Source organism: Paenibacillus sp. S-38, from assembly GCF_049942825.1.
GTDB lineage: Bacteria > Bacillota > Bacilli > Paenibacillales > NBRC-103111 > Paenibacillus_G.
Genome location: NZ_CP187970.1, coordinates 2,185,563 through 2,212,052 on the forward strand (window position 1 = coordinate 2,185,563; position 26,490 = coordinate 2,212,052).

At 55.3% G+C, this 26,490-nt stretch carries 20 protein-coding genes; 19 read left to right on the top strand and 1 reads right to left on the bottom strand.

Going from position 1 to position 26,490, the window contains the following annotated elements; all coding sequences use genetic code 11:
- Positions 1–308: 308 nt before the first annotated feature.
- The 8 genes from ACP26L_RS10435 (at position 309) to ACP26L_RS10470 (ending at position 5,911) form a co-directional block, all read left to right on the top strand.
- Positions 309–842, top strand: a complete 534-nt coding sequence (locus tag ACP26L_RS10435) for a sigma-70 family RNA polymerase sigma factor (protein ID WP_426452460.1) — start codon at positions 309–311, stop codon at positions 840–842.
- A complete protein-coding gene (locus ACP26L_RS10440; protein ID WP_426452461.1) occupies positions 829–2,172 on the top strand; it encodes a DUF4179 domain-containing protein in 1,344 nt (447 codons plus the stop codon). The genes ACP26L_RS10435 and ACP26L_RS10440 overlap by 14 nt, the downstream gene beginning before the upstream one ends.
- Before the next feature lie 522 nt (positions 2,173–2,694).
- Positions 2,695–2,958, top strand: a complete 264-nt coding sequence (locus ACP26L_RS10445) for an integrase (protein WP_426454887.1) — start codon at positions 2,695–2,697, stop codon at positions 2,956–2,958.
- A gap of 151 nt (positions 2,959–3,109) precedes the next feature.
- Positions 3,110–3,415 carry a tyrosine-type recombinase/integrase gene (locus ACP26L_RS10450; protein WP_426452462.1) on the top strand — a complete coding sequence of 102 codons (306 nt, stop codon included), beginning with the start codon at positions 3,110–3,112 and terminating at the stop codon, positions 3,413–3,415.
- Between the two features lie 219 nt (positions 3,416–3,634).
- Positions 3,635–4,108 carry a hypothetical protein gene (locus ACP26L_RS10455; protein WP_426452463.1) on the top strand — a complete coding sequence of 158 codons (474 nt, stop codon included), beginning with the start codon at positions 3,635–3,637 and terminating at the stop codon, positions 4,106–4,108.
- A 341-nt stretch (positions 4,109–4,449) separates the two neighbouring features.
- Positions 4,450–5,210, top strand: a protein-coding gene (locus ACP26L_RS10460; protein ID WP_426454888.1) for an IS5 family transposase whose coding sequence is annotated in 2 segments (ribosomal slippage) — positions 4,450–4,789 and positions 4,789–5,210 — 762 coding nt in all. Because the reading frame shifts where the segments join, the coding sequence is not laid out codon by codon here.
- Positions 5,198–5,638: a DinB family protein gene (locus ACP26L_RS10465; RefSeq protein ID WP_426452464.1), complete on the top strand. Its 441-nt coding sequence runs from the start codon at positions 5,198–5,200 to the stop codon at positions 5,636–5,638. Before ACP26L_RS10460 ends, ACP26L_RS10465 begins: the two co-directional genes overlap by 13 nt.
- 78 nt (positions 5,639–5,716) lie before the next feature.
- Positions 5,717–5,911, top strand: a complete 195-nt coding sequence (locus ACP26L_RS10470) for a transposase (protein ID WP_426454890.1) — start codon at positions 5,717–5,719, stop codon at positions 5,909–5,911.
- 167 nt (positions 5,912–6,078) lie between these two features.
- Here ACP26L_RS10470 and ACP26L_RS10475 read toward each other — a convergent pair whose 3' ends face one another.
- Positions 6,079–6,966 carry an AraC family transcriptional regulator gene (locus tag ACP26L_RS10475; RefSeq protein ID WP_426452465.1) on the bottom strand — a complete coding sequence of 296 codons (888 nt, stop codon included), beginning with the start codon at positions 6,964–6,966 and terminating at the stop codon, positions 6,079–6,081.
- Positions 6,967–7,118: 152 nt separating this feature from the next.
- On the opposite strand from ACP26L_RS10475, the gene ACP26L_RS10480 reads away from it, so the two are divergent.
- The 11 genes from ACP26L_RS10480 (at position 7,119) to ACP26L_RS10530 (ending at position 26,385) form a co-directional block, all read left to right on the top strand.
- A complete protein-coding gene (locus ACP26L_RS10480; RefSeq protein ID WP_426452466.1) occupies positions 7,119–9,062 on the top strand; it encodes a beta-L-arabinofuranosidase domain-containing protein in 1,944 nt (647 codons plus the stop codon).
- Positions 9,063–9,108: 46 nt separating this feature from the next.
- Positions 9,109–10,179, top strand: a complete 1,071-nt coding sequence (locus tag ACP26L_RS10485; RefSeq protein WP_426452467.1) for a glycoside hydrolase family 88 protein — start codon at positions 9,109–9,111, stop codon at positions 10,177–10,179.
- A gap of 235 nt (positions 10,180–10,414) precedes the next feature.
- Positions 10,415–10,759: a DUF3024 domain-containing protein gene (locus ACP26L_RS10490; RefSeq protein ID WP_426452468.1), complete on the top strand. Its 345-nt coding sequence runs from the start codon at positions 10,415–10,417 to the stop codon at positions 10,757–10,759.
- A gap of 234 nt (positions 10,760–10,993) precedes the next feature.
- Positions 10,994–13,099 carry a TIM-barrel domain-containing protein gene (locus tag ACP26L_RS10495; protein ID WP_426452469.1) on the top strand — a complete coding sequence of 702 codons (2,106 nt, stop codon included), beginning with the start codon at positions 10,994–10,996 and terminating at the stop codon, positions 13,097–13,099.
- An 18-nt stretch (positions 13,100–13,117) separates the two neighbouring features.
- Positions 13,118–14,302 carry a glycoside hydrolase family 88 protein gene (locus tag ACP26L_RS10500; RefSeq protein WP_426452470.1) on the top strand — a complete coding sequence of 395 codons (1,185 nt, stop codon included), beginning with the start codon at positions 13,118–13,120 and terminating at the stop codon, positions 14,300–14,302.
- Between the two features lie 229 nt (positions 14,303–14,531).
- Complete coding sequence (locus ACP26L_RS10505) at positions 14,532–16,322, top strand: cache domain-containing sensor histidine kinase (RefSeq protein WP_426452471.1); 1,791 nt, start codon at positions 14,532–14,534, stop codon at positions 16,320–16,322.
- On the top strand, positions 16,300–17,889 hold the full coding sequence (locus ACP26L_RS10510) for a response regulator (RefSeq protein ID WP_426452472.1): 1,590 nt from the start codon (positions 16,300–16,302) through the stop codon (positions 17,887–17,889). Before ACP26L_RS10505 ends, ACP26L_RS10510 begins: the two co-directional genes overlap by 23 nt.
- Positions 17,890–18,098: 209 nt before the next feature.
- Entirely contained in the window at positions 18,099–21,590 is a 3,492-nt protein-coding gene (locus tag ACP26L_RS10515; RefSeq protein WP_426452473.1) for a hypothetical protein, read from the top strand.
- 404 nt (positions 21,591–21,994) lie between these two features.
- Entirely contained in the window at positions 21,995–24,346 is a 2,352-nt protein-coding gene (locus tag ACP26L_RS10520) for an AraC family transcriptional regulator (RefSeq protein WP_426452474.1), read from the top strand.
- 142 nt (positions 24,347–24,488) lie between these two features.
- Entirely contained in the window at positions 24,489–25,472 is a 984-nt protein-coding gene (locus tag ACP26L_RS10525) for an ABC transporter permease (protein ID WP_426452475.1), read from the top strand.
- A 31-nt stretch (positions 25,473–25,503) separates the two neighbouring features.
- Positions 25,504–26,385, top strand: a complete 882-nt coding sequence (locus ACP26L_RS10530; protein WP_426452476.1) for a carbohydrate ABC transporter permease — start codon at positions 25,504–25,506, stop codon at positions 26,383–26,385.
- Positions 26,386–26,490: the final 105 nt, after the last annotated feature.

Genomic DNA, 26,490 nt, shown 5'->3' on the forward strand with positions numbered 1-26,490 from the left:
CAGCACCGAAATAGTGAGGAAAAACTTAGGTAAGTGGGCACAAAAACATGGTAAGAGTTCAGTATCCTTGTTGGAAGTCTATCTATTAAAGAAACCACTTCAATCTTGAGTGGTTTTTTCATATCTTGATGAATATTTTGTGATAACTCAGATAGTATAAAGAAGCTAACGGATGAAGGGAACCTGTTGGGGCACTCTTCAGCTTGCTTCGTTCCGCGTCTTCAGTATTTCCATAAATTTCAATATAACCAACCAGCCCGCTTTTTGATCTAATCTATGTATTGAGGTTTATAAGGAGGACGAATAATGTGCAGATGGAACAAGATGTGAGGCTAGCTCAGCAAGGGGACCGTGAAGCTTTTGCCCGTCTCATAAAAAAAATGGAACTGAATCTATACGGTGTAGCCAGATCAATCGTCAAAAGAGATGAGGATTGCGCCGACGCCATTCAAGAAGCGATCTTGAAAGCGTACATTGGCCTTCATGCTTTGAAAGAGCCGGCTTATTTTAAAACATGGATGTTCCGTATTCTCATTAACGAATGCAAAAAAATTTTGAAGAGACAGAAGACTAACATGTTGGTTGGTGAATTTCCAACTGCATCATCCTCCGTCTCCGAATATGGAGCAGTAGATCTAAGGGAGGCCGTTGACAGGCTTGATGAAACGTTGCGGACCGTCATTGTCTTGTATTACTTCGAGGATATGTCTTTAAAACAGATTTCCGAAATTCTGGAAACTTCGGAAGGGGCCGTGAAAACCCGGCTGCACCGCGCTCGGCAAACGTTGGCCAGATGGCTTGAAAACTCCACTGAAAGGAAGAATTGCTATGAACCGTGTTAATTTAGAAAAGGAACTAAAACAAATGATCGATCATTATCCTACTGAACTTCCTGACATGGTTAGAGCTCGTATCGACAATACTTTAGCTTCATTACCCACAATACCTTCCAAGCGTACAAAAGGCTTGGCTCGAAAAATGACATTAGCATCTGCCGCCGCGGCAATCATGGGTGTTTGTTTAATTGGATCAGGTTTTGTCTCTCCGGTCATGGCCCAAACACTAAACCAAATTCCGTTGTTCGAATCCGTATTTAAAGTCGCAGGTGACTTGGGGCTGCAAACTGCAGTGGAGAAAAAACTGATTACGCCCATCAATCAGAGCGTTACGCTTAACGGGGTTACCCTTAGAATTTCGGAAGTTTTTTATGATGGTTCACGTCTAACGATAGGGCTAGTTCAGCATTCACCCAATGGAATTAAAGAGATTTTAGAAGTGGAACCGCTCATTAATGAGAAGAGCTGGAATTTCACAGCAAGCGGTACCGATATAGAGAATTCAACTGATGAGAAAACGGCTGCCAGCCTTGTTCAATTTATGCCTGTTATGCCAGAGAAACTTCCAGACTCATTTGATCTAACGCTTCTTGTATTCCTCAAGGGCATGGAACACGAGAGATTTGTGTTCGAATTCCCCGTGAAGAAGACATCCTCCGAAAACCGCATTATCACTCCCATGATGAGCAAAACTCACGGGGATATGAAAATCACTGTACAAAAAATACGCCTTGCTCCAAGCACAACGCACTTGGTAATGGATTCGGTCATTCCTGCCGGGAAGGAGTCGGAAGCTCCACGGTATGCTATGTTTGACGACAAGGGAACGATGCTGCAACCCCTTGCTGAAAATGGAAACGGAGAGAAAATGAATAACCGTATGAATTTGATTTCCGAAACCGAGTTTATCCCTTTCAGAACTATTCCTTCATCCATAACCATAAAACCTTATGTGGATGAGCCGAATTTTAAAGTAATTGCCACTACAGCGGTGCTGAATGATTTGCCGTCAGTGGAACATCCTATTGTGCTCCAACAAGGAGAAGCTGGCAGCTTGGAGATTACACAAGTGGAGAAACTTATGGACAAGACTGTAGTACACTTTAGAACGGTTGGAGATAATCCATACAGGCAAGCCGTCCTTTCGATCATGGACGAGGAAGGTAACACAAGAATCCCCTCTAATACATTCCGGGTCGAAGATCCAGAGAAATACGAATTTATTGCGGAGTTTCCTGCAATGAAGCCTGATCGGCAAATCACTTTCGTTACTAATGAATATCCGAAAACTAATTACATTAAGGAACTGGAAATTATGATACCTATTAGCAAGTAGGTTCCTAAGCGAAGCATCGGCTTGAACGATGCTTCTTTAATTTTTTTTAACCGTTGTTGCGTCATGTGAAAATAAACCTTGAAAAGCCACAACGCGAAGTGTACGAATTTCGCGTTTGACGATAGTTCATCTTCCAGCTGCCTTATATCCCAAGGATTTAAGGGGCTCCCATACGATGAAATAATAAGTAGTTAACTCCGACCGCAAAAATGATAGCTGCGATTGATACGGCGAATAACAAAAGCGAATAAACTGTACGGAATTTATAAAAGTAAATAATTGAAATAACTACTAATATGATGAATATTCCTAGTCCTAAAAAGTAAAAAATCACTTTCTCATCACCTCGCTTAAATTATATTTTCGACCACATACCAAATATTGGGGAGTACTATTTTTAGCTAGTACCTTAATGTTTTTGAAGTACTGTGCAAGTTCAGTGCAAGCAGATTAAAACCTCTTATTAGAGCAACCCTAGATTTATAGGCCTAATGGGAGGTTTTTCTCTTGAACTTAAATGAATTGTGGAGACTGTACGAAGCCGATAAGCGTATTCAGGGATTCAGTCCAAGCACATTAAAAGCATACTCTCTACAGCTAAGGATGCTGGTTAGTGAGCTTGGAGATCTTGATATTTCAGAAATTACATTACAACAGCTAAAAGAATACCTAGCAAAACAATCAAATCGGTTGAAGCCCAGCAGCTTAGGGCACCGGATCCGTTTATTCGGTCCCTGTTTCGGTTTGCTTATGAAGAGGCATACCTGGCTTCAAATCCTGCACTAAAACTAAGAGAACCTAAACTGGAGAAGCGAATCCCAAAGTTTTTAATCGAGGAAGATGTGATTCATTTGAAAATCTCGTGCCTATCCCTTAGAGAACGAGCTCTACTGTAGTTCCTCTATAGTACGGGCGCCGGGTTGGAGAAGTGGAGAAAGTGAACATCGAGGACCTGAACTGGGAGAACTGCTCTGCCATCGTCCATGGCAAGGGTGCAAAACAGAGGGAGGTTTACTTCACAACGGAGTGCAAGGTATGGCTAAGGAAGTATCTGGCCAGCCGCGTGGATTCTTGTAAGGCTCTTTTCGTAACAGATACAAATCCTATACGACGAATGACCATACCGACAATCAGGTGGGTATTAAAACGGCTTGCGGACCGGGGGGAGCTCGAAGCAAATGTATATCCGCATCGCTTTCGTCATACCTACGCGTGCCAGCTGCTTGATAATGGTGCGCCTTGAGATTTTATTCAAGGTATGTTGGGGCATGAAAAAGCATCAACCACTCAAATTTACGCTCAACTGCGCGGCGAACGTCGTCGTGAACTTTACCGCCGGTTCTTTTAAATGACGGTGAGGCTGTCTTAAATAATGTCTTCACTCAACTAAAGGGCAGTATTGTGGATAAATATGCTAAAATTGGAATATTGAATTCCGCCTTATAGAAGGGAGTTATATTATTTGATGAAATTGATCTTTTTGGTGCTATTAGCGGGCATTTTGTTACTTGGTGGATGCGAGCAACATGAGGAAAATAATATGTACATCGGCATGGAACAAAATACTATCCCTGATCTTACAGTTGGTACCGAAATGGAATATATCCATGAATTTCGGGGACATTCTGATCATTGGGCAGCTGTGTATATTGTTTATAAGCCCCAAGGGGAAGAGAATCACACATCGAAACTGATGATGAAATATATCAGCAAAAAGTTAAATCCGTCTGGGGAGCTACGTTATGAATATGACACGGATGGAGGGGAAGATGGTAACGGGACACTGTCTAGCGTAGATAAAGCAGGACATGTTTACAATCTTGGTTCCTCGGGTGGTAATGGTCAATCTGCAAATCCAAAATCGCCTCTGCAAATGCATGTTTGGTGGAACGGAGATGAGGAGACCATTCAACTTGACCTAGTTGGAAAAGAATGAGGGGAGGTATAGTGAAATAGTTGTGTATTATGCAGTAATCCCATCGCCTAACAAAATAATGAAAAAGACAATTGAAGTAACTGGAGACGATAGCTCCATAACAACCATGATGAAGCTGCCGGCACATGATCGGCAGCTTCATTACGTTAACGTGCATGATAATTCAACCAATATCTAGAATTTTTTAGTATCATATCAAGATCAAGTCAAGATCAAGGGGGATATTCTATGTCTTATGAATTTAACCGGGATTGGTTAATAAAAAAATTTGGGGAAATTCATAAAAGAATTAGGGCGTGTATGCAAACCATGACCCAATAAAATGGGTAAATATAGATATGATGAGACGATACGAAATCCGTGACGACCAATGGGATAAAATCAAGGACCTGCTGCCAGCCGAAAGAAAACCACAAGGAGGGAGACCCGCGAACAACCATCGCCAGATGCTGAACGCTATGCTGTGGGTGGCGCGGACAGGTGCGCCCTGGCGGGATTTGCCTGAATACTACGGCTCCTGGTCTACCGTCTATAGCCGGTTCCGCCGCTGGAAAATCGCCTGCATTTGGGATCGGATCTTAGAGCACGTTACGATTGAACCTGATTTTGAAAGTGTCATGATTGACGCGACAATTGTACGGGTCCATCAGCATGGGGTCGGTGCAAAAGGGGGACCCTCAAGCAAGCTATTGGGCGGTCCCGAGGCGGATTGACCACCAAAATCCACGCGGTCGTCGACGCCCTGGGGAACCCGCTGCGGTTTGTGCTGACCGGAGGCCAATGTCATGACTCAGTAACCGGCTACGAGATGCTAAAGCAGATGGACTTAACGAAAAAGCAGGTCCTGGCCGACCGTGCTTATGACAACAACCGGATTCTCCACCTTTTAAAGGAACAATCCGCCACTTCGGTGATTCCAAGTAAGAAAAACCGCCGGAAACCGCGGAAATGGGATAAAGAAATTTACAAGGAGAGGCATCTGATCGAATGCTTTTTCAATAAAGTGAAGAATTATCGCCGATTAGCCACACGCTATGATAAATTGGCCTGTACGTTTAGGGCATTTTTGACCCTAGCTTCGATTATGGTGTGGCTCGCATAGGTTTGCATACAGGCCCTAGTAAAGCTATTAGTCAGCTTGATGATGAACAACTCAATTGGAAGCCGAACGAAGCGAGTCATAGTATATCGTCATTAATTAAACATATAGAAGGTAATATTCAGGAGAGGATTTTAAGGGGAATCCTGCAGCAAGAAATCGAAAGAAATCGGGAAGTTGAGTTAGAACAAACGTTCATAACGAAACCCCAATTAGAAACGACTATTGAAAATCAATTTAAGTTTATTATTGAAATGATCGGTGAAATTAGTGATGAAAAATTGGAAGAAAAGCAATTAGTAAGGACTCGGGAGAGGACTAATCTGGACATGCTTCACCAATGTGCTGCACATTACTCTGAACATATGGGTCAAATTTTCTATATTGCAAAACTGTGTTTGAATAAGAACTATACATCCACATCTATCTAAGGAATGTTGAACTAGGGCGTGTATGCAAACCATGACCCAATAAAATGGGTAAATATAGACATGATGTGACGATACGAAATCCGTGACGACCAATGGGATAAAATCAAGGACCTGCTGCTGGCCGAAAGAAAACCGCAAGGAGGGAGACCCCCGAACAACCATCGCCAGATGCTGAACGCCATGCTGTGGGTAGCGCGAACAGGTGCGGCCTGGCGGGATTTACCAGAATATTACGGCTCCTGGTTCACCGTCTACAGCCGGTTCCGTCGTTGAAAAATCGCCGGCATTTGGGACCGGATCTTAGAGCATGTTTCGATTGAACCCGATTTCGAAAGCGGGCAGCCTTTTTGCATTTTAAGGTAGCTTAGAAGGCTGCCTTAGCGTTGTAAATCCGCGTTTTGCTGGGGGAACCCCCATAAGACTGAAGAGGGAGGAGGTGCTCATTCCCCCTCCTTCTCCTTGCTCTGCGGCTGATAAAATTGGCGTGCGTAAGCGGACGGCGGTTCGCCGAATATCTTCTTGAACACCCGGCTGAAGTAAAAAGGGTTCTGGTAGCCGAGCCGCTCGCTGATTTCGGCGATGTTCAGCGTACTGTGCCGGATCAGCTTCACAGCCATGTTCAGCTTGAGCCGGGTATGCGCTGCGATGATGCTTTGACCCGTTGCTTTCTTGAAGGATGAGGACACATAGCTGTAATTCATGTTCAAGTGGGCGGCCAGCTTGACTCCATCGTAAGGTTCTTCGACACGGGAGGACAAGTAGGCCATCACACGGTCAGCCAAGCGCGATCCGGAGCCCACGGCTCCGTTCGCCGCATGCGAGGCGGACGTATGCAGATCCAATAAGAAGGAATAGACGCTTAAGCTGGTCCTTGTCATCCGGTGGCTGCCGGGTTCTTGCAGGCCCGCGAGCAGGGAGGCCAGCCGCTCTTCCGTTCCCGGGTCTGCCGTGCCGTATTTCGGGAGGGGAATCTGGTACCGGTAATGATCGGGAGTGTAATAATCGATGCCCGGGAGCGGCGGATGCTCTTTATAATCCGTCCGTTCTTCCGGTCCTGTGTTGAAATGGATCCAGTACCACTCGGTGCCAGGAGGGGTGAGAGGCAGCCCCCAGTGATGCAGTCCTTTGTGAAGGAATAAGAACTCCCCCTCCCGGACGACAAAAGCGGCGTCCTCCTCCACGACCTGCATGCTGCCCCGGGATACATACAGGAACACATGGTAATCCAGGATCCGGTCGGGGTGGGAATACAGGCGGTCCGTCCGGTTCCATCCAATATCCCGGATTAGGGGAAAGCGGTCTGCGGTCAGTTCAATCGCGTAGTTCAACAGGGGATGCTCCTTTCCCGATGATGATATTGATCCCAGTATAAATAACAAAAAAAGTATAGGCAATCGCAAAGTTAGTGCATGTACCCCTTTGGATTGAAGAACTAGAATGGAGGTGTGAAAGTAAAAAAAGTAAGGGGGATGGTAAGGCAATGGGGAAACCAGTGATGAGAGAGCTCCCGGCGGGCCGGGTCAAGCCTGCGTCCGGGCCGCTTCAAGCAAGAATGGAGCTCAACAAGCGGTACATCTTGAGTCTGACGAACGAGAACCTGCTGCGGAATTTCTATCTGGAAGCGGGATTGTGGAGCTACAGCGGCAACGGTGGCACGACAAGCGCCACGACGACGAGTATGGACGGCCCCGAGCATTGGCACTGGGGCTGGGAGGCGCCGACGTGCGAGCTGCGCGGGCACATCACGGGGCACTGGCTGTCGGCCGCCGCCACGATCTATGGGCAGACGAAGGACGGGCTCGTCCAAGCGAAAGCGGATTACATTGTGGCTGAATTGGCGCGATGTCAGGAAGCGAACGGGGGAGAATGGCTGGCTGCTTTTCCGCAGACTTATATGGAGCGCATCGCCAAGGGGAAGTACGTATGGGCTCCGCATTATACGATTCACAAGCTGCTCATGGGACTCTATGACATGTACCGGCTGGCGGGCAGCACGAGAGCGCTTGAGCTGATGACCGGCGTGGCGGCCTGGTTCCACCGGTGGACGGACGGGTTCACCCGGGAAGAGATGGACGACCTGCTCGACCTCGAGACCGGCGGCATGCTGGAGACCTGGGCGGATCTGTACGGGGTGACAGGCAGCGAGCAGCATCTGGAGCTCCTCCGCCGATATGACCGGAGACGGTTCTTCGATGCGCTGCTCGAAGGACGGGACATCCTGACGAATAAGCACGCGAACACGCAGATCCCCGAGATTCTCGGTGCGGCCCGGGCATGGGAAGTCACCAGCGAAGAGCGGTACCGCCGGATCGTGGAGGCCTTCTGGCGCTGCGCTGTAACCGAGCGCGGTTATGTCGCGACAGGAGCCGGGGATAACGGCGAGCTGTGGATGCCTGCGGGAGACATGGCCGCCAGGCTGGGCGTTGGGCAGGAGCACTGCTGCAACTACAACATGATGCGTCTGGCGCAGGTGCTGCTCCGCTGGACAGGAGATCCCGCCTATGCCGATTATTGGGAGCGGCGGTTCGTCAACGGTGTGCTCTCCCACCAGCATGGGGAGACCGGCATGATCTCGTACTTCATCGGTCTCGGTGCCGGCAGCAGGAAGACCTGGGGAACGCCGACACGGCACTTCTGGTGCTGTCACGGTACTCTGATGCAGGCGAATGCCTCTTATGAAGGGCAGATTTTCATGGAAGAGGAAGACGGCCTTACGGTTTGTCAATGGCTGCCCTCAGAGGTGGAATACGAGATGGGCGGCGCTGCCGTCCGGCTGCGGATCGAACAGGACGGCCAGCACGGAATCGAGCCGCTGGGCAGCTGGTCTGTCACAGGCATGACGGCCATCACCCGGGTTGATCTCCCGCCGATCCCGGTCCACCGTCCGGACCGGTTCGTGTACAGGCTGACCATTGAGACCGACCGGGCCGTTCCTTTCAAGCTGCGCCTGCGCCTTCCTTGGTGGCTGAGCGGGAAGCCAGTGATTAACGTTAGCGGTGAAGCTGCTCCCCTTCAGGGAGAGCTGCGGCCCTCCATGTTCGTGGAGCTTGTGAGGGAATGGAAGAGCGGTGATACGGTTACGGTCGAGCTGCCCAAGGAGCTGAAGGCCGAGGCTCTTCCGGGGAAGCCGGGCACCGTCGCTTTCCTGGACGGTCCGATCGTGCTTGCGGGCCTGACGGCGGAAGAGCGCATACTGATCGGCGATCCGGACCGGCCGGAGACGATGCTGGCTCCGGACCGGGAACGCAATCACGGGTGGTGGAGTCCGGGGTACTACCGGACAGTGGGGATCGACCATGGATTCCGGTTCGTTCCCCTGTATGAGATCAAGGATGAGACCTACTCGGTCTATTTTCCGGTACGGGCTCATGGGGCGGATGAACGGGTAATGGGGAGGTGTCGAAGTGAAGAGCGGGATTACTAATAGGCCAGGCCTATGGAAACGCATCGAACAGAAAATAAACGCCCTTATGGAAGCCGTGGGTGACGGAATCCCCGACCATGCCGACTCCACCGGGGTTTACCGGTTCCGCCGCAGCGATTGGTGGACGTCCGGCTTTTATCCCGGCATGCTGTGGATCTTCTATGATATGACGAAGGATGAATGCTATAAGACCACCGCCTGGCAACGGGACGTGGAGATGGAGCCCTGGCTGCTTCATCCCGAGGGGGGGATGAATCATGACGTAGGCTTCCAGTTCCTGCCCACGGCAGTGATCAAGCATACGTTGACCGGGGATGAAGAAGCACGGCGCCGGGGACTTGCGGCGGCGAACTACCTCGCGGCCCGCTTCAATCCCGCAGGCGGGTTCCTGCGGGCATGGAACCAGGGGCCGGACGGTCAGCCTGTGGCGGGGTGGGCCATCATCGACTGCCTCATGAATCTCCCGCTGCTGTTCTGGGCGGGCAGACAAACCGGTGATCCGAGATATGCGCAGATCGCGGTGCGCCATGCGGATACGTTCCTGCAGTACGGCATGCGGGAAGACGGCTCGGTCAGCCATATCCTGTCCTTCGATCCGTCCACAGGAGCTTTCCTCGAATCCCTGGGAGGACAGGGCTTTGCAGCGGACTCCGCCTGGAGCCGAGGGGCGGCCTGGGCTTTGTACGGCTTCCTGCTCGCTTACAAGAATACAGGGGACCCGCGTTACCTGGAGGCCTCCCGGCGTGCGGCAGATTTTTTTCTGTCCCATCTGCCTGAGGATGGCGTGCCCTATTGGGACTTCAGGCTGCCGAGCCTGCAGGGCGAGCCGCGCGATTCTTCCGCCGCCGCAATTGCCGCTTCGGGCCTGCTCGATCTGGCCGAGGCTGCGCCGGCAGCGCAGCAGAAGACCTATCAGGATGCAGCCGAGTGGATGCTTCAGTCGCTGACGGAGAACTATGCCGTTTGGGACCGGCCCGGCTTCGGTCCCATTCTGACCGGAGCGACAGGAAACCGGCCTCTCGGCCACCATGTGGACTGCTCGCTGATTTTCGGCGACTATTATTATGTAGAAGCCATGGCTAAAGCGGAGGGCTGGAAGAACCGGATCTTTGGTTGATTATGGAGACTTGAAATCTCATGTTGTTATGAGATTTTCAGTCTCTTTTTTTCGTAGAGTTCTCGATAACGTTATTGTCAGGAAGCAAGATGTTAAGCATAAAGGCATTTTAGTGTATACTGTAAAAAACGAAGCTTGCCCGTAATTAAAAATTATGGATTTGTCGATGGCAACAAGCGTACTGGTGCTGCATCGGGGCTTGAGACTAATCGATGGTCCGTGACAAAAGAAAGAAGTGAGAAGTTTGCCGCTTGACGCATTTACTAAGAAGAGAATTGAAAAAATCATGGTCGAATACACGGAATCGAAGGTTCCTAAAGAGATAAGAAACCAAATGAGAATGACATTTAAGATCAGAGGGAATAACGTCACTCTTGTTGAAGAAAGACCCGCTTTTCGAAGCGATCAATGGGTGGAATTTGATATTGCCCAATTTCGATTAGAGGATACGAAATGGAAGGTTTATTGGAGGGATAGCAAGGACAAATGGCATTTTGTAGATGACATTATGCCTAGCGAGGATTTCGAGAAACAATTAGAAATTGTGGATACTGACAATAGGGGCCTCTTTTGGGGCTAATCGGATGAGGTAATCGTGAGAAGGCCGCCGGATCTCCTTGGGAGTGCAGGCGGCCTTTTTGACTTGATCATAATTTCATGGAAAAAGGAGATCCGTCGGCGTGATCGTTAAAAAAGTGCACTTTCCTCTTAAATAACCTCACTCCAATTCGGCTGGGGGAGGACTATAATAGGGGCAAACATGGGGATGCACTGCTGTCATCTATGGATCATCCCAGGAAATGAGGACGTTGCTGTGGAGAATATCGCGAACGGCATATGGAAGCTGTGCTGGGGCCAGCCGGAGGAACATACGCCCGTAAACCTAAGGTCACATCCGATCCAGCGGGAGGCGCTGGAGAAGCTGGTCTGTGCAGGCCGGCCGCCGATTCCGGAAGAAAAGATTCGGGTGCAGGGCACGCGAAGAGGGGTACAGATTGAGCTGCCGCTGGAGAAGGAGGAGCAGATCTACGGCTTCGGTCTGCAGCTGCACCGGACCAATCATACGGGCCGCAAAAAGGTCATCCGCGTGAACAGCGATCCCGTAGCCGATACCGGGGACAGCCATGCGCCGGTTCCCTTCTACGTATCGACAGCGGGCTACGGCGTGCTCGTGGATACATCCAGATACGCAGCCTTCTACTGCGGCACGAATCTCCCGAAGGGGGCGTCCGCGCACCGGAAGGACGAAGCCAAGGAGGTCGGTACCTCCGAGATCGAGCTGTACGGCTACCAGATGGCGCAGGGGGACCGGTCCGTAGTGGTCGATGTGCCGGCGGTTGAAGGCATCGACGTGTACTTCTTCGAAGGGCCGGACCTGCTGCACGCGGTCCAGCGGTATAACCTGTTCTCGGGCGGAGGCTGCCTGCCGCCGGCCTGGGGCCTCGGCGTCTGGTACCGCGCTTACAGTGCCGCGCGATCGGAGGATGTGATGCGCCTGGCCGAAGGGTTCCGGCAGGACGGGATGCCGGTTGACGTGTTCGGCTTCGAACCGGGCTGGCAGACCCGGGCCTACTCCTGCTCCTTCGTCTGGGACGAAGGCCGGTTTCAGGGGCACCGCGAGATGCTGGAGCGGCTCTATGGCATGAATTACAAAGTGAATCTGTGGGAGCATCTCTTCGTGCATCCGACCTCCCCGATGTACCAAGAACTGCTGCCGCACTCGGGGAGCGAAGAGGTGTGGGAAGGGCTTGTGCCCGACCTCGCGGTCAAGGAAGCCAAAGACGTCTTCTCTGCTTACCATCTCCGGGAGTTCGTGGAGCAGGGCATCGCCGGCTTCAAGCTGGACGAATGCGACAGCTCGGACTATGTGCATTCCAACTGGTCCTTTCCCGATACCGCGGCATTCCCGTCGGGCATGGACGGGGAGCAGATGCACAACCAGCTCGGTACCCTGTACCAGTCGGCGATCGCGGCTCCCTTCGAAGCAGCGGGCAAACGGACCTTCTCGCAGGTAAGGGCTTCCGGCGCCCTCGCAGCGCCGCAGCCGTTCGTGCTCTACAGCGATCTTTACAATCATAAGGTGTTCATCCGGGGCGTCGTGAACTGCGGCTTCTCCGGCCTGCTCTGGTCGCCGGAAGTCCGGCAGGCCGAATCGGCCGAGGACCTCATCCGGCGCATTCAGACGGTGGTGTTCTCGCCGCTGGCGCTGCTGAACTGCTGGCGCATTCCGAATCCGCCGTGGATGCAGACGGACCGCGATAAGAATGTGCGAGGCGAATTTTTCGACGATTACGGGAAAGTCAGGGACCTGTGCCGAAGCCTCTTCGAGCTGCGGATGTCGCTGATCCCGTACTTGTACACGAGCTTCGCCAAATATCACTTCGAAGGACTGCCTCCGTTCCGTGCGCTGGTGATGGACTATCCGGACGACCCGAAGACGTACGGCATCGACGACGCCTATATGATGGGGGACTCCATCCTCGTGGCTCCGCTGGTAACAGGAACCTCCAGCCGCGAGGTATACCTGCCAAGGGGGCGGTGGAGGGATTTCTGGACGGGCGAGGGGTACGACGGCGGACGCACTTACCTCGTGCGGCCGAAGCTGGAGCACATTCCGGTGTTCGTCAAGGACAATACGCTGCTGCCGCTTGCTGTACCGCAGACCAGCGTGCCGGAGGATGCCTCCTTCGAGCTCCGCATCAGGGTGTACGGCGACCGGCCCGGAGAGTTCCTCTTGTATGAGGACGATGGCAGTACCTTCGCCTACCGGGACGGCTCGTACAACTGGGTGAAGCTGACCTGGAACGCCGAGACGGCCGGAGAGATCACGCGGCAGGGCGGTTACGCGGGAAGGCAGTATGGAATCATCGGCTGGGAGCAGGTTCAAGAGCCTTACCCGGCGATCGACGGGGATCAATAGAGAGGGGTTTAAAGAGAAATGACGACGGAAATCAAGGACAGCGGCACAGTGGAAGCGGCGGACGGTCATGGCTTGGGCAGAGCCTATTTCGAAAGGGCGGCAGGCTTCGTGCTGGAGGTCATCGAGCGCAATCTGCCCGTATTCCGAGACACGTATCCGGCTCCGGCGAGCGAAGGGAACGTCTATCCCGGGATCGGCAACATCGAATGGACGTCGAGCTTCTGGACGGGCATGCTCTGGCTCGCGTACGACCTGACCGGCGAAGCGAAGTACCGGGAAGCGGCGGAATACCAGCTGGCGAGCTATAAGCAGCGGATCGAGGAGCAGATCGAGACCGAGACGCATGACCTCGGCTTTCTGTACTCCCTCTCGGCGGTTGCCGAGTACCGCTTGACGGGCAATGAGACGGCAAAGGGGACGGCGCTCCAAGCGGCGGACCTGCTTGCGGCACGTTATTTTCCCAAAGCGGGTATCATTCAGGCTTGGGGCGACCTGAGCGACCCCGAGCAGTGCGGGCGCATGATCATCGACTGCTTGATGAATCTGCCTCTGCTCTACTGGGCGTCCGAGGTAACGGGCGAGACACGCTATGCCGAATATGCGAAGACGCATGTGGCCCAGGCGGCGAAGTATCTCGTCCGTCCGGACGACACCTCCTACCATACGTACTATATGGACGTGGAGACCGGGGCGCCGAAGTACGGCAATACGCATCAGGGCTACGCCGACGATTCCTGCTGGGCCCGCGGCCAGGCGTGGGGGATGTACGGCTTCCTGCTGAGCTATCTCTATACCGGAGACAAGTCACTCGTTGGTTTGTCGAAGCGGCTGACGGACTATTTTCTCACCCGCCTTCCGGAGGACGGCGTAGTGTACTGGGATTTGGTCTTCACGGAAGGCACGGAGCAGGAGAAGGACAGCTCGGCCTCGGCGATTGCCGTGTGCGGCATGCTGGAGCTGACGAAGCACCTGCCGCTTGGCGATCCGGATAAGCGGAGATACGAGGACCTGGCGCTGGAGCTGCTTGCGGCGCTCGGACGCCGTTACACGACAGCGGACCTGCCCGGCTCGAACGGTGTGCTGAAGCATGCGGTCTATAACAAGCCCCGCGGCATGGGCATCGACGAGTGCAATCTATGGGGCGATTATTACTACTTCGAGGCGCTGGTCCGTGTGCTTAAGAACTGGAAGCCCTACTGGTAAGCCACCGATATAGCTCCCTTCCTGCGATGATGCAGACTTGCTGTCCGGATTCCATAAGCAAGCCGTGAACGTCCCTGCAGCACCTCGTGCAGGGACTTCCCTTATTGTCACAAGAACGAAGCCGGCAGTCCAGCGCTGGAATTCGCTGGAATCCGCCCGAATCGGTAGGTAAGTCCTCCGGAACCTGTTATGATAATACAAATGACGTTCAAATCAAGGAGCGGAGCCCGTGTACAGGTCGACTTTCTCTCGTCTGCGCAAAAGCATTTTCGCCAAATTCACCTTGTCCTTCATTCTCGTGGGCCTGGTTCCCCTGCTAGCCCTGAGCTATCTGTCGCTCAGCACCTTCAGCGGCTACATGGAACGGTACACGGTCAACAACTATGAACAAATGCTCTTGTTCGCCGGCCGGAATGTCGACGACATGTACGCCAAGTACAATAATATCTCCAAGGTGATGTATTCGTATGGGGTTGAGGGCAAGTACGGGCATCTCGGCGAAGCGATCTCCGCACAGAAGAAGGCGGGGGATTACCGGCTGGCCGCTACGGTGGACGACTTCCTGCGGACGGTGCTGTATACGGACAGCCACCTGCAGAACATCTTCTTCGTGTTCCCGGACGGGACGTTCCAGCGGTTGACCAAGGAGAACAAGACGATGAACATCCGTGTGCCGTTCCCTGCTCCGGCCTGGAAGGAGGAACTGACGCGCAACAGCAGGAATATGGCCTTCTTCCCTTCCCACGGGCAGCCGTATCATGGCGGAACGAACCCGCCGGTCATGACCTTCGCCCGGAATCTCCTCGACATCTCCATGGCCGGACTGCAGGAGCATATTGTCGGGACGCTCTATATGGATGTGGGCATGGGGGCATTCGACGAGATCTTCAGGCAGATGGCGCTGAATCCGAAGGATACGGTGTATGTTCTGGACGGCAGCGGGAACGTGCTGTACAGCAATCGGGAGGAACGCATCGGAGAGGTCTATACGCCGGCCGAGTCCGAAGAGTACTTAAGGACGGAGCAGGAGATCGCGGGGAGCGGGTGGAAGGTGGTCGGGGAAGTCTACAAGGAAGAGATGTTCCGGACCCTCACCCAGATGATGAACACCGTCGTTGTCGTGATTCTTCTGTGTGCCGTGTCGCTGCTCATTGTGGCCGTCCTGTTCTCCAGGCGCTTCTCGGGACCGATCCGCAGCATCACCAGGGAGATGTCCAAGGTGGAGTCGGGCAACTTCGATACCCGGGTGACCGTGAGAACGGACGATGAAATCGGCCTGCTCGGCCACGGCTTCAACAAGATGGTCGTCCGGCTGCAGAGCTATATTGACGAAGTGTACGTCGCGCAGATCAAGCAGAAGCAGGCGGAGCTCGGTGCGCTGAAGAGCCAGATCCGGCCGCATTACCTCTACAATACCCTGGAAGTGATCCGGATGAGCGCGGTGGCAAGCGACGACCACGAGGTCGGCGATATGATCCTGTCGCTCTCGCATCAGCTCAAGTATGTGCTTGATTACGGGGAAGAAAGCGTGACGCTGCAGGACGAAAAAAACAACATTGAGCAGTACTTCCGCCTGATGGTATACCGGTACGGCGAGCACCGGCTCTCGCTTGACTTCCGGTTCGACGCCGGCCTGCTGGGGGCAGCGGTCCCGAAGCTGTCCATTCAGCCCTTGGTCGAGAATGCCGTGTATCACGGCATAATGCCGAAGTCCGGGAAGGGGAGCATCCGGATTACGGCGGAGCTGCTGCCCGGGGAGCTCCTCTGCATCACGGTGGACGACGATGGCGTCGGCATGACGGAGGAGACGCTGGAGAAGGTCCGGGACAGACTGGAGAGCGGGAATGCGGGCGACCCCGGGAGCATCGGTCTGAAGAACGTGCATGACCGCATTCAAGGCTTGTATGGGCCGGACTTCGGACTGAAGGTGAGCTCCAGCCGCCATATCGGGACGTCGGTGCGGATGACTTTTCCATACCAGAAGGAGGGGAGTACGGATGCTGAACGCCATACTGGCTGATGACGAGCCGATCATTATCCGGGGGCTGAAGAAGCTGATTCCGTGGGAAGAGCTTGGTATTCGGATCATAGCGGAGGCCTGGACGGGACAGGGACTTATGGACCTCATGGAGCAGCGGCAGCCGGATCTTGTGATTACGGATATCAGCATGCCTGACGGTACCGGCATCGATGTCATCAAGTGGGCCGGTGATCGGAAGCTGCGGACCAAAGTAATCTTCGTCAGCGCCTATCAGGATTTCGCCTATGCCAAGGATGCGATTGCTTACGGTGCGGTCGATTATCTGGTGAAGCCGATCGAGAAGGACGCCCTGCTCACGGCGATCGGCAAAGCGGCTGCGCTGGTCCGGGAGCAGTCCGAGGAGATGAGCTCCAAGGGCAAGCTCGCGGTATACGAGCAGAAGGACCAGAAGTCCCAGCTCGAGGAGATCTTCGACCGGCTTGCCGAAGAGGAGATCCGGACGGAGGAGGCGGAACGCCGGCTCGGGATTCTGAAGGCGGACCTGCCGTTCCCATGCTATACGGTGATGACCCTGGAGCTTGAAGCGCACCAATCGGGAAGCTGGGAGGAGCATGAAAAGCGCCTGCTGCTGTTTGCCGTCACCAACCTGTGCGAGGAGCTTATGAAGGTGCAGGACGCAGGGGTGGTGCTGGGCAGGGCGGAAGGCTTGTGCCTGATCGTCAATCATGCCTCCGGCAGGGATATGTTCCAGCTCGCAGAGGAGATGGCCGGGAAGATCCGCGAGTATCTGAAGACGGGCGTCACCTTGGGCGTAGGCCGGCAGGCCGCCGGGCTCGGCGGGATCAGGGCTTCCTATCTTGCTGCAGCGGAGGCTCTGCAGGCCAGTTATTTTGACGGTGCCGGCCGTGTCCATCCGTGGATGCCGCGGGAGGAGAAGAGCTCAACGCCTGCCGGGTGGCACGGGGAGCTGAAGGAGTCCGTCCTGCAGTCCCTGCTGGCCAAGGAGGAAGAGGGACTTCTGGAGATTCTCGGTGAGCTCTTCGAGAGGATCGCTCTGGAGGCCGGAGGCAGCAGGGAGGCTGCCGTGGCCAGCTGTTATACGCTGCTGTTCGAGCTGATGGAGGGGCTGCAGAAGGTGGGTGTTGCCGCTCCAGCTTCCGCCGGGGAACAGCAGGTGTGGCTGCGGACGATGCAGGGATACGACCGCTTCGATGAGGTGAAGCGGTTCGTTACGGCAGAGCTCCGCGCGGTCCTTTGCCGGCTTCAGGCCGGAAGCGGAGCGAAGGAAGCGCAGCAGATGAAGCTGGTGAAGGACTATATGGAGGGGAACTATAAGGAGAATATTACCCTCGAGAGCATCGCTTCCATGGTGTATATGAACCCTTACTACTTCAGCTCCTTCTTCAAAAAGCATACCGGACAAAATTTCAAGCAGTACCTGACGGAGATCCGGATGAATCAGGCGGTCAAGCTGCTGCTGCAGACCGAGCTTATGATCTATGAGATCGCCGAAGCAGTAGGTTACAACAACGCGAGGCAGTTCAGCGACATGTTCAAAAAGCAGTTCGGCAAGCTGCCGCACGAGTATAAGAGCGGGAGGGCGTGATCAGCGCCTGTCCTGCTCTTTTTCTTTATGGTTTCGTTTTAAACAACTTGTTATATTTTGATGATTCCTTTTCGTTGGGGATTGTTGGGGATTGTTGGGGATTAAAGAAATCTCCTATGATCAATGTACCCATGTCGGATTGGAACGTGTACCATGGTGTTCATCTCAACTCTATTCAACTCAACGACGAGGAGGGGACGATCGAACCCATGATACGCATAACGGATCCCCGTGCCTGGAACGGGCTCAGCATTACGGAACAGGGAGAAGGCGCAGAAGGCCCCAGTGCCGCTATTGTGCCCGGAGCGGAAGCCGTATTCCAATATGAGCATCCGGAGGACTGGAGGGACTGGGAGGCACTGGCGCTCGAACTCCGGCTGCCGCCGGAAGGCGCGACGGTGGAGCTGACGGTGAACGTTTACCCGCTGCACATCGGCCGGCCCGAATATATTCCGGTGACGACAGCCGTACTCGCCGTCACAGGGGGAGGCTGGACCCCGGTCGAAGCCGCCTTCGAGCGGTTCGACGCCATGCGGGCGGCGCCGGCCTTCTGGCGGCTGATCGCCAAGGTCGGCTTGACGGTGAGGTATACGGGCGGAGAACAAGCAGCGGACACCCTGCCGATCCGCCGTATCCGGCTCCAAGCCAAGGGAGGCCTGCGGCTGCATGCCGATCGCCGATCCGGATCCGCGGAGCCTGGTGAAACCGCGCGGTACGATCTCACCGTGAGCAACCAGTCGCAGGAGCCTCAAGCCGTCGTGCTCGGCACAGCAGCTTACGGGTACGAGTCCATGAAGACGGAGCTGGAGACGGGCATGCTGCTCTTGGGGCCGGGGGAGTCGGGCATCGTAAGCTTTGCGGCAGAGGTGCACGAAGGCATCGCGCCGGGCGGGTACGAGGAGCACCGCATCTTCGCCGTGCCGAACGGAGACTCCAGCCGGGCCCGGGAGCTGAAGCTGTACACGGTCAGGACGCTGCCCCATCCGTATATCATCCATACCGAAGCCGGCTGGACTAAGGTGCGCCGTAACCTGGAGAAGTACGAGTGGGCGCGGAGAGAGCTGGAGGCTTACGTCCGGCGGGCGGAGGAATGGGTGGTTCCCGGAGCCCGGGGAGCGGGCGGGCCGTATGCGTTCGAACTCGCGGAACGGTTCAACCTGCATGCTGCGGCCGTGGCCTGGAAGCTGACCGGCCGAACCGCCTACCGGGATAAAGCCGCTCTGCTGCTGAAGCGGTTTGCCGATCCGCAGCATGGGTACCCGGCGACGGAGTCGCCGTATTTTCATATCTACGCGGCTGCCGAAGAGCTCGGGGTGCGCACGCCGAGGGGGCCGAAGGTATGCGGCGGGGGATTGATCCACGAAGGCGAGTTCATGCTGGATGCCGCCTCCTGCTACGACCTCCTGTATGACTCCGGCGCTTTCTCGGAGGGGGATCACCTCAGGATCGAGGCCGCGTTCCAATTGTATATCGAGAAGGCGGATTGGATGATCACCGACGGGGACACGAACAACATCCCTTCGGGCGGCATGGCCGGGGCGTTCCTCTGCGCGCTGGCCATCCAGGATATGTACTGGGTGCGGCGCTTTCTCGACGGACCGGGCGGCTTCAAGGATATGGTGGGCACGGGCATCATGGATGACGGCTGGTATTTTGAAGGGGCGAGCAACTATGTCATCCTCTTCGCAGATATGTTCACAAGGCTGGTGCAGGCCTGCGAGCCCTGGGGTCTCGGACTGAAGGATCTGCGGGTTCGGCCCTCGTACCGGAGTAATGCCATGCTGTCCCCTTGGACGGAGTCGGCGGATAAGCCGTTCCTCGGCATGTCCTTCGCGAAGCATGGGCCGGTTACCCGGAACTACCGAACCGTGAAGGATATTTGGGACGCGATGCTGCCTTTCATCGATCACCGCGGGATTCTCTTCGGAACGAACGATTCCACGGCGAAGGATACGATCCGGTGGTACGACCTTGCTTACCATGTATGGCGGGATCCGGCCTATGCCTCCGTGCTGCGGGAAGCCTACCGGCGTGATCTCGTGTACGGTGTGGGCGAGCTGCCGGAGCCGGCAGAGGTTCATGATGAAGCTTCGGCCTATGCCGACAATGTCGGTCTGGCTATCCTGCGGTCCCGTAAGGAAGGGGCGGGGCCGGAAGATCAGCTGGCGGCGGTGGTCAAATACGGCTCGCATGGGGGGTATCACGGACATTTTGACCGGACGGGACTGACGGCGCTAACGCGATATGGCAGGAATGCTTATGGTCCGCTGGCTTCTTGGTACGGATATGGATCGTTCATGTTCAAAATGTGGGTGCAGGCGTCCCTGTCCCACAATATGGTCGTGGTCGATCAGCGCATGCAGGAGCCGGCAGCATCGAAACGGCTGCTGTTCCACAGCGGAGCCATGCTGCAGGCCTGCGCCGTGGAGACGACCGCGCGGTGGATGGACCCGCCTTATGGCGGCCAGACGCCTTACCCGGAGACGTTCCCGCAGGAGAGAGGGTGGATAGAGGGGCGGGACATGCCAGTGCCCGCGATCCCAAGGGTACAGGGAGATACCGGCGAGTACTCCGAGCCTGTGCTGCAGCGGAGGCTCGTAGCCGTGACGGACGATTATGTCCTCGTGGCCGATTACCTGCGGGGAGAAGAGGAGCATGTCTTCGACTCGCTGCACCATTATCAGGGCTTCGAGGGGCTTGAAGCGCCGCAGCTGCAGCATCTCAGGCACACCGGGCAGATGAACGAAGATCCTTATGGAGCGGGTCAATTCGTAACAGATTGCGACTGGTACGGCTGCGGGGGCCCGGCCCTTATCCGATTCGCCCATGAGTACGATATACGGAGAGATGACGCGGGCGGCCGGCATATCCTGTACAACGAAGAGGGACCGATGAAGCTGCACCTACGCTCCCTGTGGCCGCCTCGGCAGGAGATCATGACGGGATGGTACCCGGAGGCCGATCAGGTGAACAAGCGGGTCGCCTACGAAGTATCAGGCGATGGGGAGGTTCTATCCGAGGGCCGCTTTGGGGCCTGGATTCTGGGCAAGCGGCAGATCAACGTCCCCCTGCAGGGGATCAACGAGCTGCAGCTTCGCGTCAGTGTCGACCGGGCGGCCAAGAAGACGCTCTTCTGGGGAGACCCTGCCGTGATTCTGGAAGATGGCCGGCGCGTCCCGGTGACCGAGCTTCCTGCCCGTTACGAGAACGTAGATCAGGGCACCGCAGCCGGGACCGATTACTACGGAGGTCCTGTTCACCTGTCGGGCGTGCCTTATTCGCAGGCGCTGCCGTTCGAGCCGCTCAACCCTCAGCAGCCGGCCGTGGCCGTGTTCGACCTGTCGGGGCTGAACGCCGCTGCGTTCGAAGCCTCGCTTGGCGGCGACTACCCGGCAGGCCATGATCCGGCGAGGAGGAAGACGGTCAGCATCCGCGCCACGGGGAAGGAAGCCTGCTTCGTGTCGATTATCGAGCCGCATGAAGGAGCGACGGCCATCCGGTCGGCGGAAGCGCCCTCAGCGGACCGCATCCTCGTCACGCTTACGGACGGCCGGATTCAGGAGTTCTCCATCCGGGGGCTGGACGGGAACGGGGAGGACATCGGCCTCCGAATCCGTGAGATGGGAGGCGGGAAGACCATCCGGGAGGAAGCGTCCGGCTGCGCCGCAGGTCAGCGGGATGGCCGCCCAGACCTAGGATAGGGACGGCCCCTGCTGACCCTGCAGCTCAGCCGGGATGCGTCCTCCTCTCAGTCCCAACAGCCGTGTCTTCCGTGGTTTCATACATGCTGCGGCCTCATACTCGCCTGAAAGAGCAGGGAAGGCAGGATATCCGATCTTGGATGTCCTGCCCGCCGCAGCCCTTAAAAATCCGCATATCCCTCTAAAAAAACAGCACACCATCCTATGGTATGCTGTTTTTACTACGAATTGTAACCGCATCCAACGAATAGGCAGCTCCGGCAGGGACCCCCAAAGGTCCTTTTTTGACTTATCGGAAAGTAGTCATCGAGAGCTCTCGTTACCGCTCGAGTGAAGGAGGGGGCATCCCCAAAAGCCAAGCTGCGAAGCTACAAAGGAAGCCATTATGCACTGGAGGGCCGCTAATGCAGCGAATCAAAGCATTCATGCTGAACAAACCACTCTTGATCCGTATTATCCTGTCCTATCTCTTCGTCGGTCTGCTGGTCATCGGCGCACTCACGATCATCGTCACCACCAAGGTGTCCGAGAACCTGACGGCGGAGATCAACTCCTCTACGGACCGGGCCATACAGCAGTCGTACAACACGGCAAGCCTGCTCCTGAGTTCAACCTATAAGCATTTTGCCGGCGTGTTCGCCAGCACGGAGATTCAGCCGGCCTTCTACAGCACGGATTACAGCACGCAGGAGATGGGGCGCATCGGGAGCAAGCTCTACGAGACGGCGAGCTCGAATCCGCTCGTGCATTCGGTGTATCTGTTCAACTTCCAGGAGAAGCTTGTCTTCTCCTCCCTGTCCACCGCCCGGCCGTTTGACGAGTTCTACGACCGGGATCTGCTGAAGCTGCTCGAGAGCACCGAGCCCTTCCGTGCGGGCATCTTCCTTCCGCGGCATGCGGTCTTCAAGCTTGACGGCAAAGCCTATGATCATCATCTGATCTCCATCGTGTATCTGAATATGAGAGAGGACCGGGTGACGAACGGGGCTATGGTCCTGAACCTCGATCAGCGCGTGCTGCAGGATATGGTGATGAACGGAACGGGGAACCGGTCGTTCCAGTCGATGATCATCAACCGGCAGGGGACCGTCGTGTCGCATTCGGACAGCACGCAGATCAACAGCAGCCTGTCGGATCAGTCTTATGTCCAAGACATCCTGAAGAGCCGAACGTCCAAAGGGACGTTGGAGCTGACCTTGGACGGGAAGGAGCACCGCGCTTTCTATATCAAGTCGGACAGCCTCAGCTGGACCTTCATCGGATTGATCAACTACGAGACGCTGCTCGGCAAAGTGAACGGAATCAAAAACGATATTCTGGGGGTGACGGCCATCCTCCTCCTGATCGTGCTGGCGTCTGCAGCCTTCTTCACCCGGATGATCTACAGCCCGATTCACCGGCTGATCACAAGCGTGAGGAGTGTGCAGGCGGAGGAGAGAGAGCGGCCTCACCGCTCGGAATTCGATCTGCTCTCCGGCGCCTTCCACTATCTCGAGAACAAGGTGCAGGATCTGCAGGTCCGCTCGGCGGGCTACCAGTCCGCAAGACGCAGGGAAGCCCTCCGGCTGCTAACGGCCGGCGGCTGGTCGGACGCGGCCGAGATGGCCCGTAAACTCAAGGAAGCCGGAATGGAGCTGGGGGATGGGCCGCTGCAGGTCTGCCTGCTTCGTCTGGACGATTACGGCCAGCTGGGCGCTTCTTATAGTGCGGCCGACATTTCCCTCCTGAAATATGCCCTGTGCAATATTGCGGAGGAAGTTGGCGGCAGCGCGTGGGGAGTGACCGCCTTCGAAGAGGAGGGGGATGCTGTCACGCTGATCATCCCCCAGATATGCGCTGAGGTGGAAGTACAAAGGGAGGAGGAGCTCGCGGACCTGCTCACCCGCATTCGTCAGAGTGCAGCCCAATATCTGAAGCTCAGCGTCTCTGCCGCGATGGGCACAACGGCAGAGGAGCTCCCGCAGATTCCGGGCGCTTGGGCCTGCGCATACAGTGCATCCCGCTACCGGCTGGTACTTGGCAGGGGATGCCTGGTTCCCGCCGGCTTCGAGGCTGCGCGTGAGCCGCTGCCGGGCGGGCACGCGTCGGTACTGGAGAAGCAGGTAGTCGACAGCGTCAAGCTCGGCGACCTGGACAAGACCCGCAAGGCAGTGGAAGAATATACGACCATGCTCAGCCGGACCTCTTATGACGAGATCATGCTGCTTCTGACCCAGCTGCTCGTCTCCACCGCGCGGACGGCGGCCGTCATGGGCGGGGCGGGCGAAGAATTCCGGCTCGGCATCGGCCATCTGGGCCAGCGGCTGTACCAGTGGGAGACCCTGGAGGAGATCCGGGAGTGGTACCTGGAGCTGTGCGGCAAGGCGGTGGCGCAGAGGGACCGGGATTCCTCGCAGAAGAACAAGCTGCTCGTGGACAAGATCAAGGATTACATCCATGAGCATTACAGGGACGCGGGTCTCACCGTAGAGTCGCTGGTGGAGGTTGGCGGGCTGTCGACGAACTACATGAGGCGCGTGTTCAAGGAGATCGTCGGCGTATCCATTAACGTGTACCTCAGCGAATACCGCTTCGAGAAGGCCAAGGAGCTGCTGCTTCGAACCGAATATCCGGCGAACCGGATCGGGGAGATGGTGGGCTTCGAGAACACCAATTACTTCTACGTCTCCTTCAAGAAATACAGCGGCAAAACGCCGGATCATTTCCGTAAATCCCACGAGGCAGACCGTCCGGATGAGGCCATCGGCAGCAATTGAAGGGTTTGACCGGATTTTATAGTACCTGGGGGATGAAAAAACAGTGTCTTTGTCCGATTCCGTACTTTCGGAGTGTGCCGTTTCCCTCTAATCTAGCCTCATACACAGAAGCCAAGCGAAGACAAAATGAAGGAGGATGGAAATGAGCGATACGATCATGAATCAGCCCGAGGTTCTGCGGGGAAAGCTCTCGGGAAAGCAGCGCGGAGCCCTGGGAGCCTTCTTCTATGAACTGCTGCGCAACAAATTCATGTACGCCTTGGCCCTGCCGGGGATGATCTGGTTCTTGATCTTCTGCTACCTGCCGATGGGCGGGATTGTGATTGCCTTTCAGGATTTCAAGGCGGTCAAAGGCATTACGGGAAGCGAATTCGTCGGCCTCAAGAACTTCGAATTCTTCTTCCGTTCGAATGACTGGGTGAAGATCGTCACGAATACGGTCTTCTTGAACATCCTGTTCATCGCCTTCGGCACTCTGGCATCGGTGGCGATCGCCATCATGGTCACGGAGCTGGGAGGCCGGTGGTTCAAGAAGATCTCGCAGTCCGTGATGATCTTCCCGCACTTCCTCTCCTGGACGGTTGTGGCCATGTTCATGACCGCTTTCGTGGCGACGGAGGGGGGCTTCATTAACCAGTTCCTGGGGATGCTCGGCGTGCAGCCGATTGCTTTCCTGTCCTCGCCGCAGTATTGGCCGGCGATCCTGGTCCTGCTGAAGATCTGGCACGGCGCCGGCTTCGGGGCGATCATCTATATGGCGACGATTGCGGGGATGAACCCCGACATCTATGAATCGGCCTCCATGGACGGCGCCAGCCGCTGGCAGAAGATCCGCTATATTACGCTGCCGCTGCTGAAGCCGACGGTAATCCTGCTGACCATTCTGGCGGTCGGCGGCATCTTCAACGGGGATTTCGGCCTGATCTATGCCATTATCGGGAGAAATCCCGCGCTGTACCCGACTACCGACGTCATCGACACCTACGTTTTCCGTGCACTGATGGACCTGGGCGATATGAGCATGTCGGCCGCAATAGGATTCCTGCAGTCCTTCATCGGATTCGTGCTGGTGCTGACCGTGAACTATATCGCGAAGAAGACCGCGCCGGAATCGGCTATATTTTAAGACCAAATGAAACTAGGAAAGGAGCCTGTCCATGATCCGGGAAAGCGTCCCAGACAAGCTGCTCAAGCTCTCGTTTTATCTCATACTGACCGTGTTCTCGCTCTACTGCATTGTGCCGATTGCCGCCGTCGTATCTTCCTCGTTCACGACTGAATCCACGATCCTGAGGGACGGGTACACCCTGTTCCCGGTCGAATTCAGCCTTGAAGCTTACAAGCTGATCTTCCAGGACCATACGATCTACAAAGCCTACGGCGTAACGACCTTCGTCACGGTGGCCGGTACGGCGCTCTCGATGATCTTCACAAGCGCCATGGCCTATGCGATCTCCGTCAAGACAGTGAAGTACCGTAACGCCATCGCCTTCTATGCCTACTTCACGATGCTGTTCCACGGAGGTCTCGTGGCGAATTATCTGCTGATCTCGAAGTATCTCGGCATGAAGAACTCCATCTGGGTCTTGATCATCCCCGGGCTGATCAGCGCGTGGAATATGTTCCTGCTGCGCAACTTCTTCGCCTCTATCGATGAATCGCTGGCGGAATCCGCGAAGATCGACGGAGCGAACGATGCCTATATTCTGTTCCGCATCATTCTGCCCGTGTCGCTGCCGGCCCTGGCCACCGTAGGATTGTTCTACGCGCTCGGCTATTGGAACAAGTGGTTCGACGCACTGCTCTATATCAGCGATCCCGATAAATTCCCGCTGCAGTACCTCATCCAGCGGATCATGAACAACCTCGATTATGTGAACCAGATTGCGGCTGACGTTATGATTCCGAATTTCATTCCGCCGGCAATTACGGTACGTCTGGCTACCACCGTTGTAACGATCGGTCCGATCGTGCTCCTGTATCCGTTTCTTCAGAGGTATTTTGTGAAGGGCTTGATGGTCGGCGCAGTTAAGGGCTGATCTGCCAATCAATATAGAATCCGGGATCACAACCAAGCCGGGGAACAAAAGGGAGGAAACATCGATGAAAGCAAAACGTCTAATAACAGCAAAACGTCTAATAAC

Coding starts and splice junctions, on each gene's coding strand:
- ACP26L_RS10485 (WP_426452467.1), top strand. CDS start 9,109: ATGGAAGCCGTGGGTGACGGAATCCCCGACCATGCCGACTCCACCGGG.
- ACP26L_RS10500 (WP_426452470.1), top strand. CDS start 13,118: ATGACGACGGAAATCAAGGACAGCGGCACAGTGGAAGCGGCGGACGGT.
- ACP26L_RS10510 (WP_426452472.1), top strand. CDS start 16,300: ATGCTGAACGCCATACTGGCTGATGACGAGCCGATCATTATCCGGGGG.
- ACP26L_RS10525 (WP_426452475.1), top strand. CDS start 24,489: ATGAGCGATACGATCATGAATCAGCCCGAGGTTCTGCGGGGAAAGCTC.
- ACP26L_RS10480 (WP_426452466.1), top strand. CDS start 7,119: ATGGGGAAACCAGTGATGAGAGAGCTCCCGGCGGGCCGGGTCAAGCCT.
- ACP26L_RS10520 (WP_426452474.1), top strand. CDS start 21,995: ATGCAGCGAATCAAAGCATTCATGCTGAACAAACCACTCTTGATCCGT.
- ACP26L_RS10515 (WP_426452473.1), top strand. CDS start 18,099: ATGATACGCATAACGGATCCCCGTGCCTGGAACGGGCTCAGCATTACG.
- ACP26L_RS10440 (WP_426452461.1), top strand. CDS start 829: ATGAACCGTGTTAATTTAGAAAAGGAACTAAAACAAATGATCGATCAT.
- ACP26L_RS10530 (WP_426452476.1), top strand. CDS start 25,504: ATGATCCGGGAAAGCGTCCCAGACAAGCTGCTCAAGCTCTCGTTTTAT.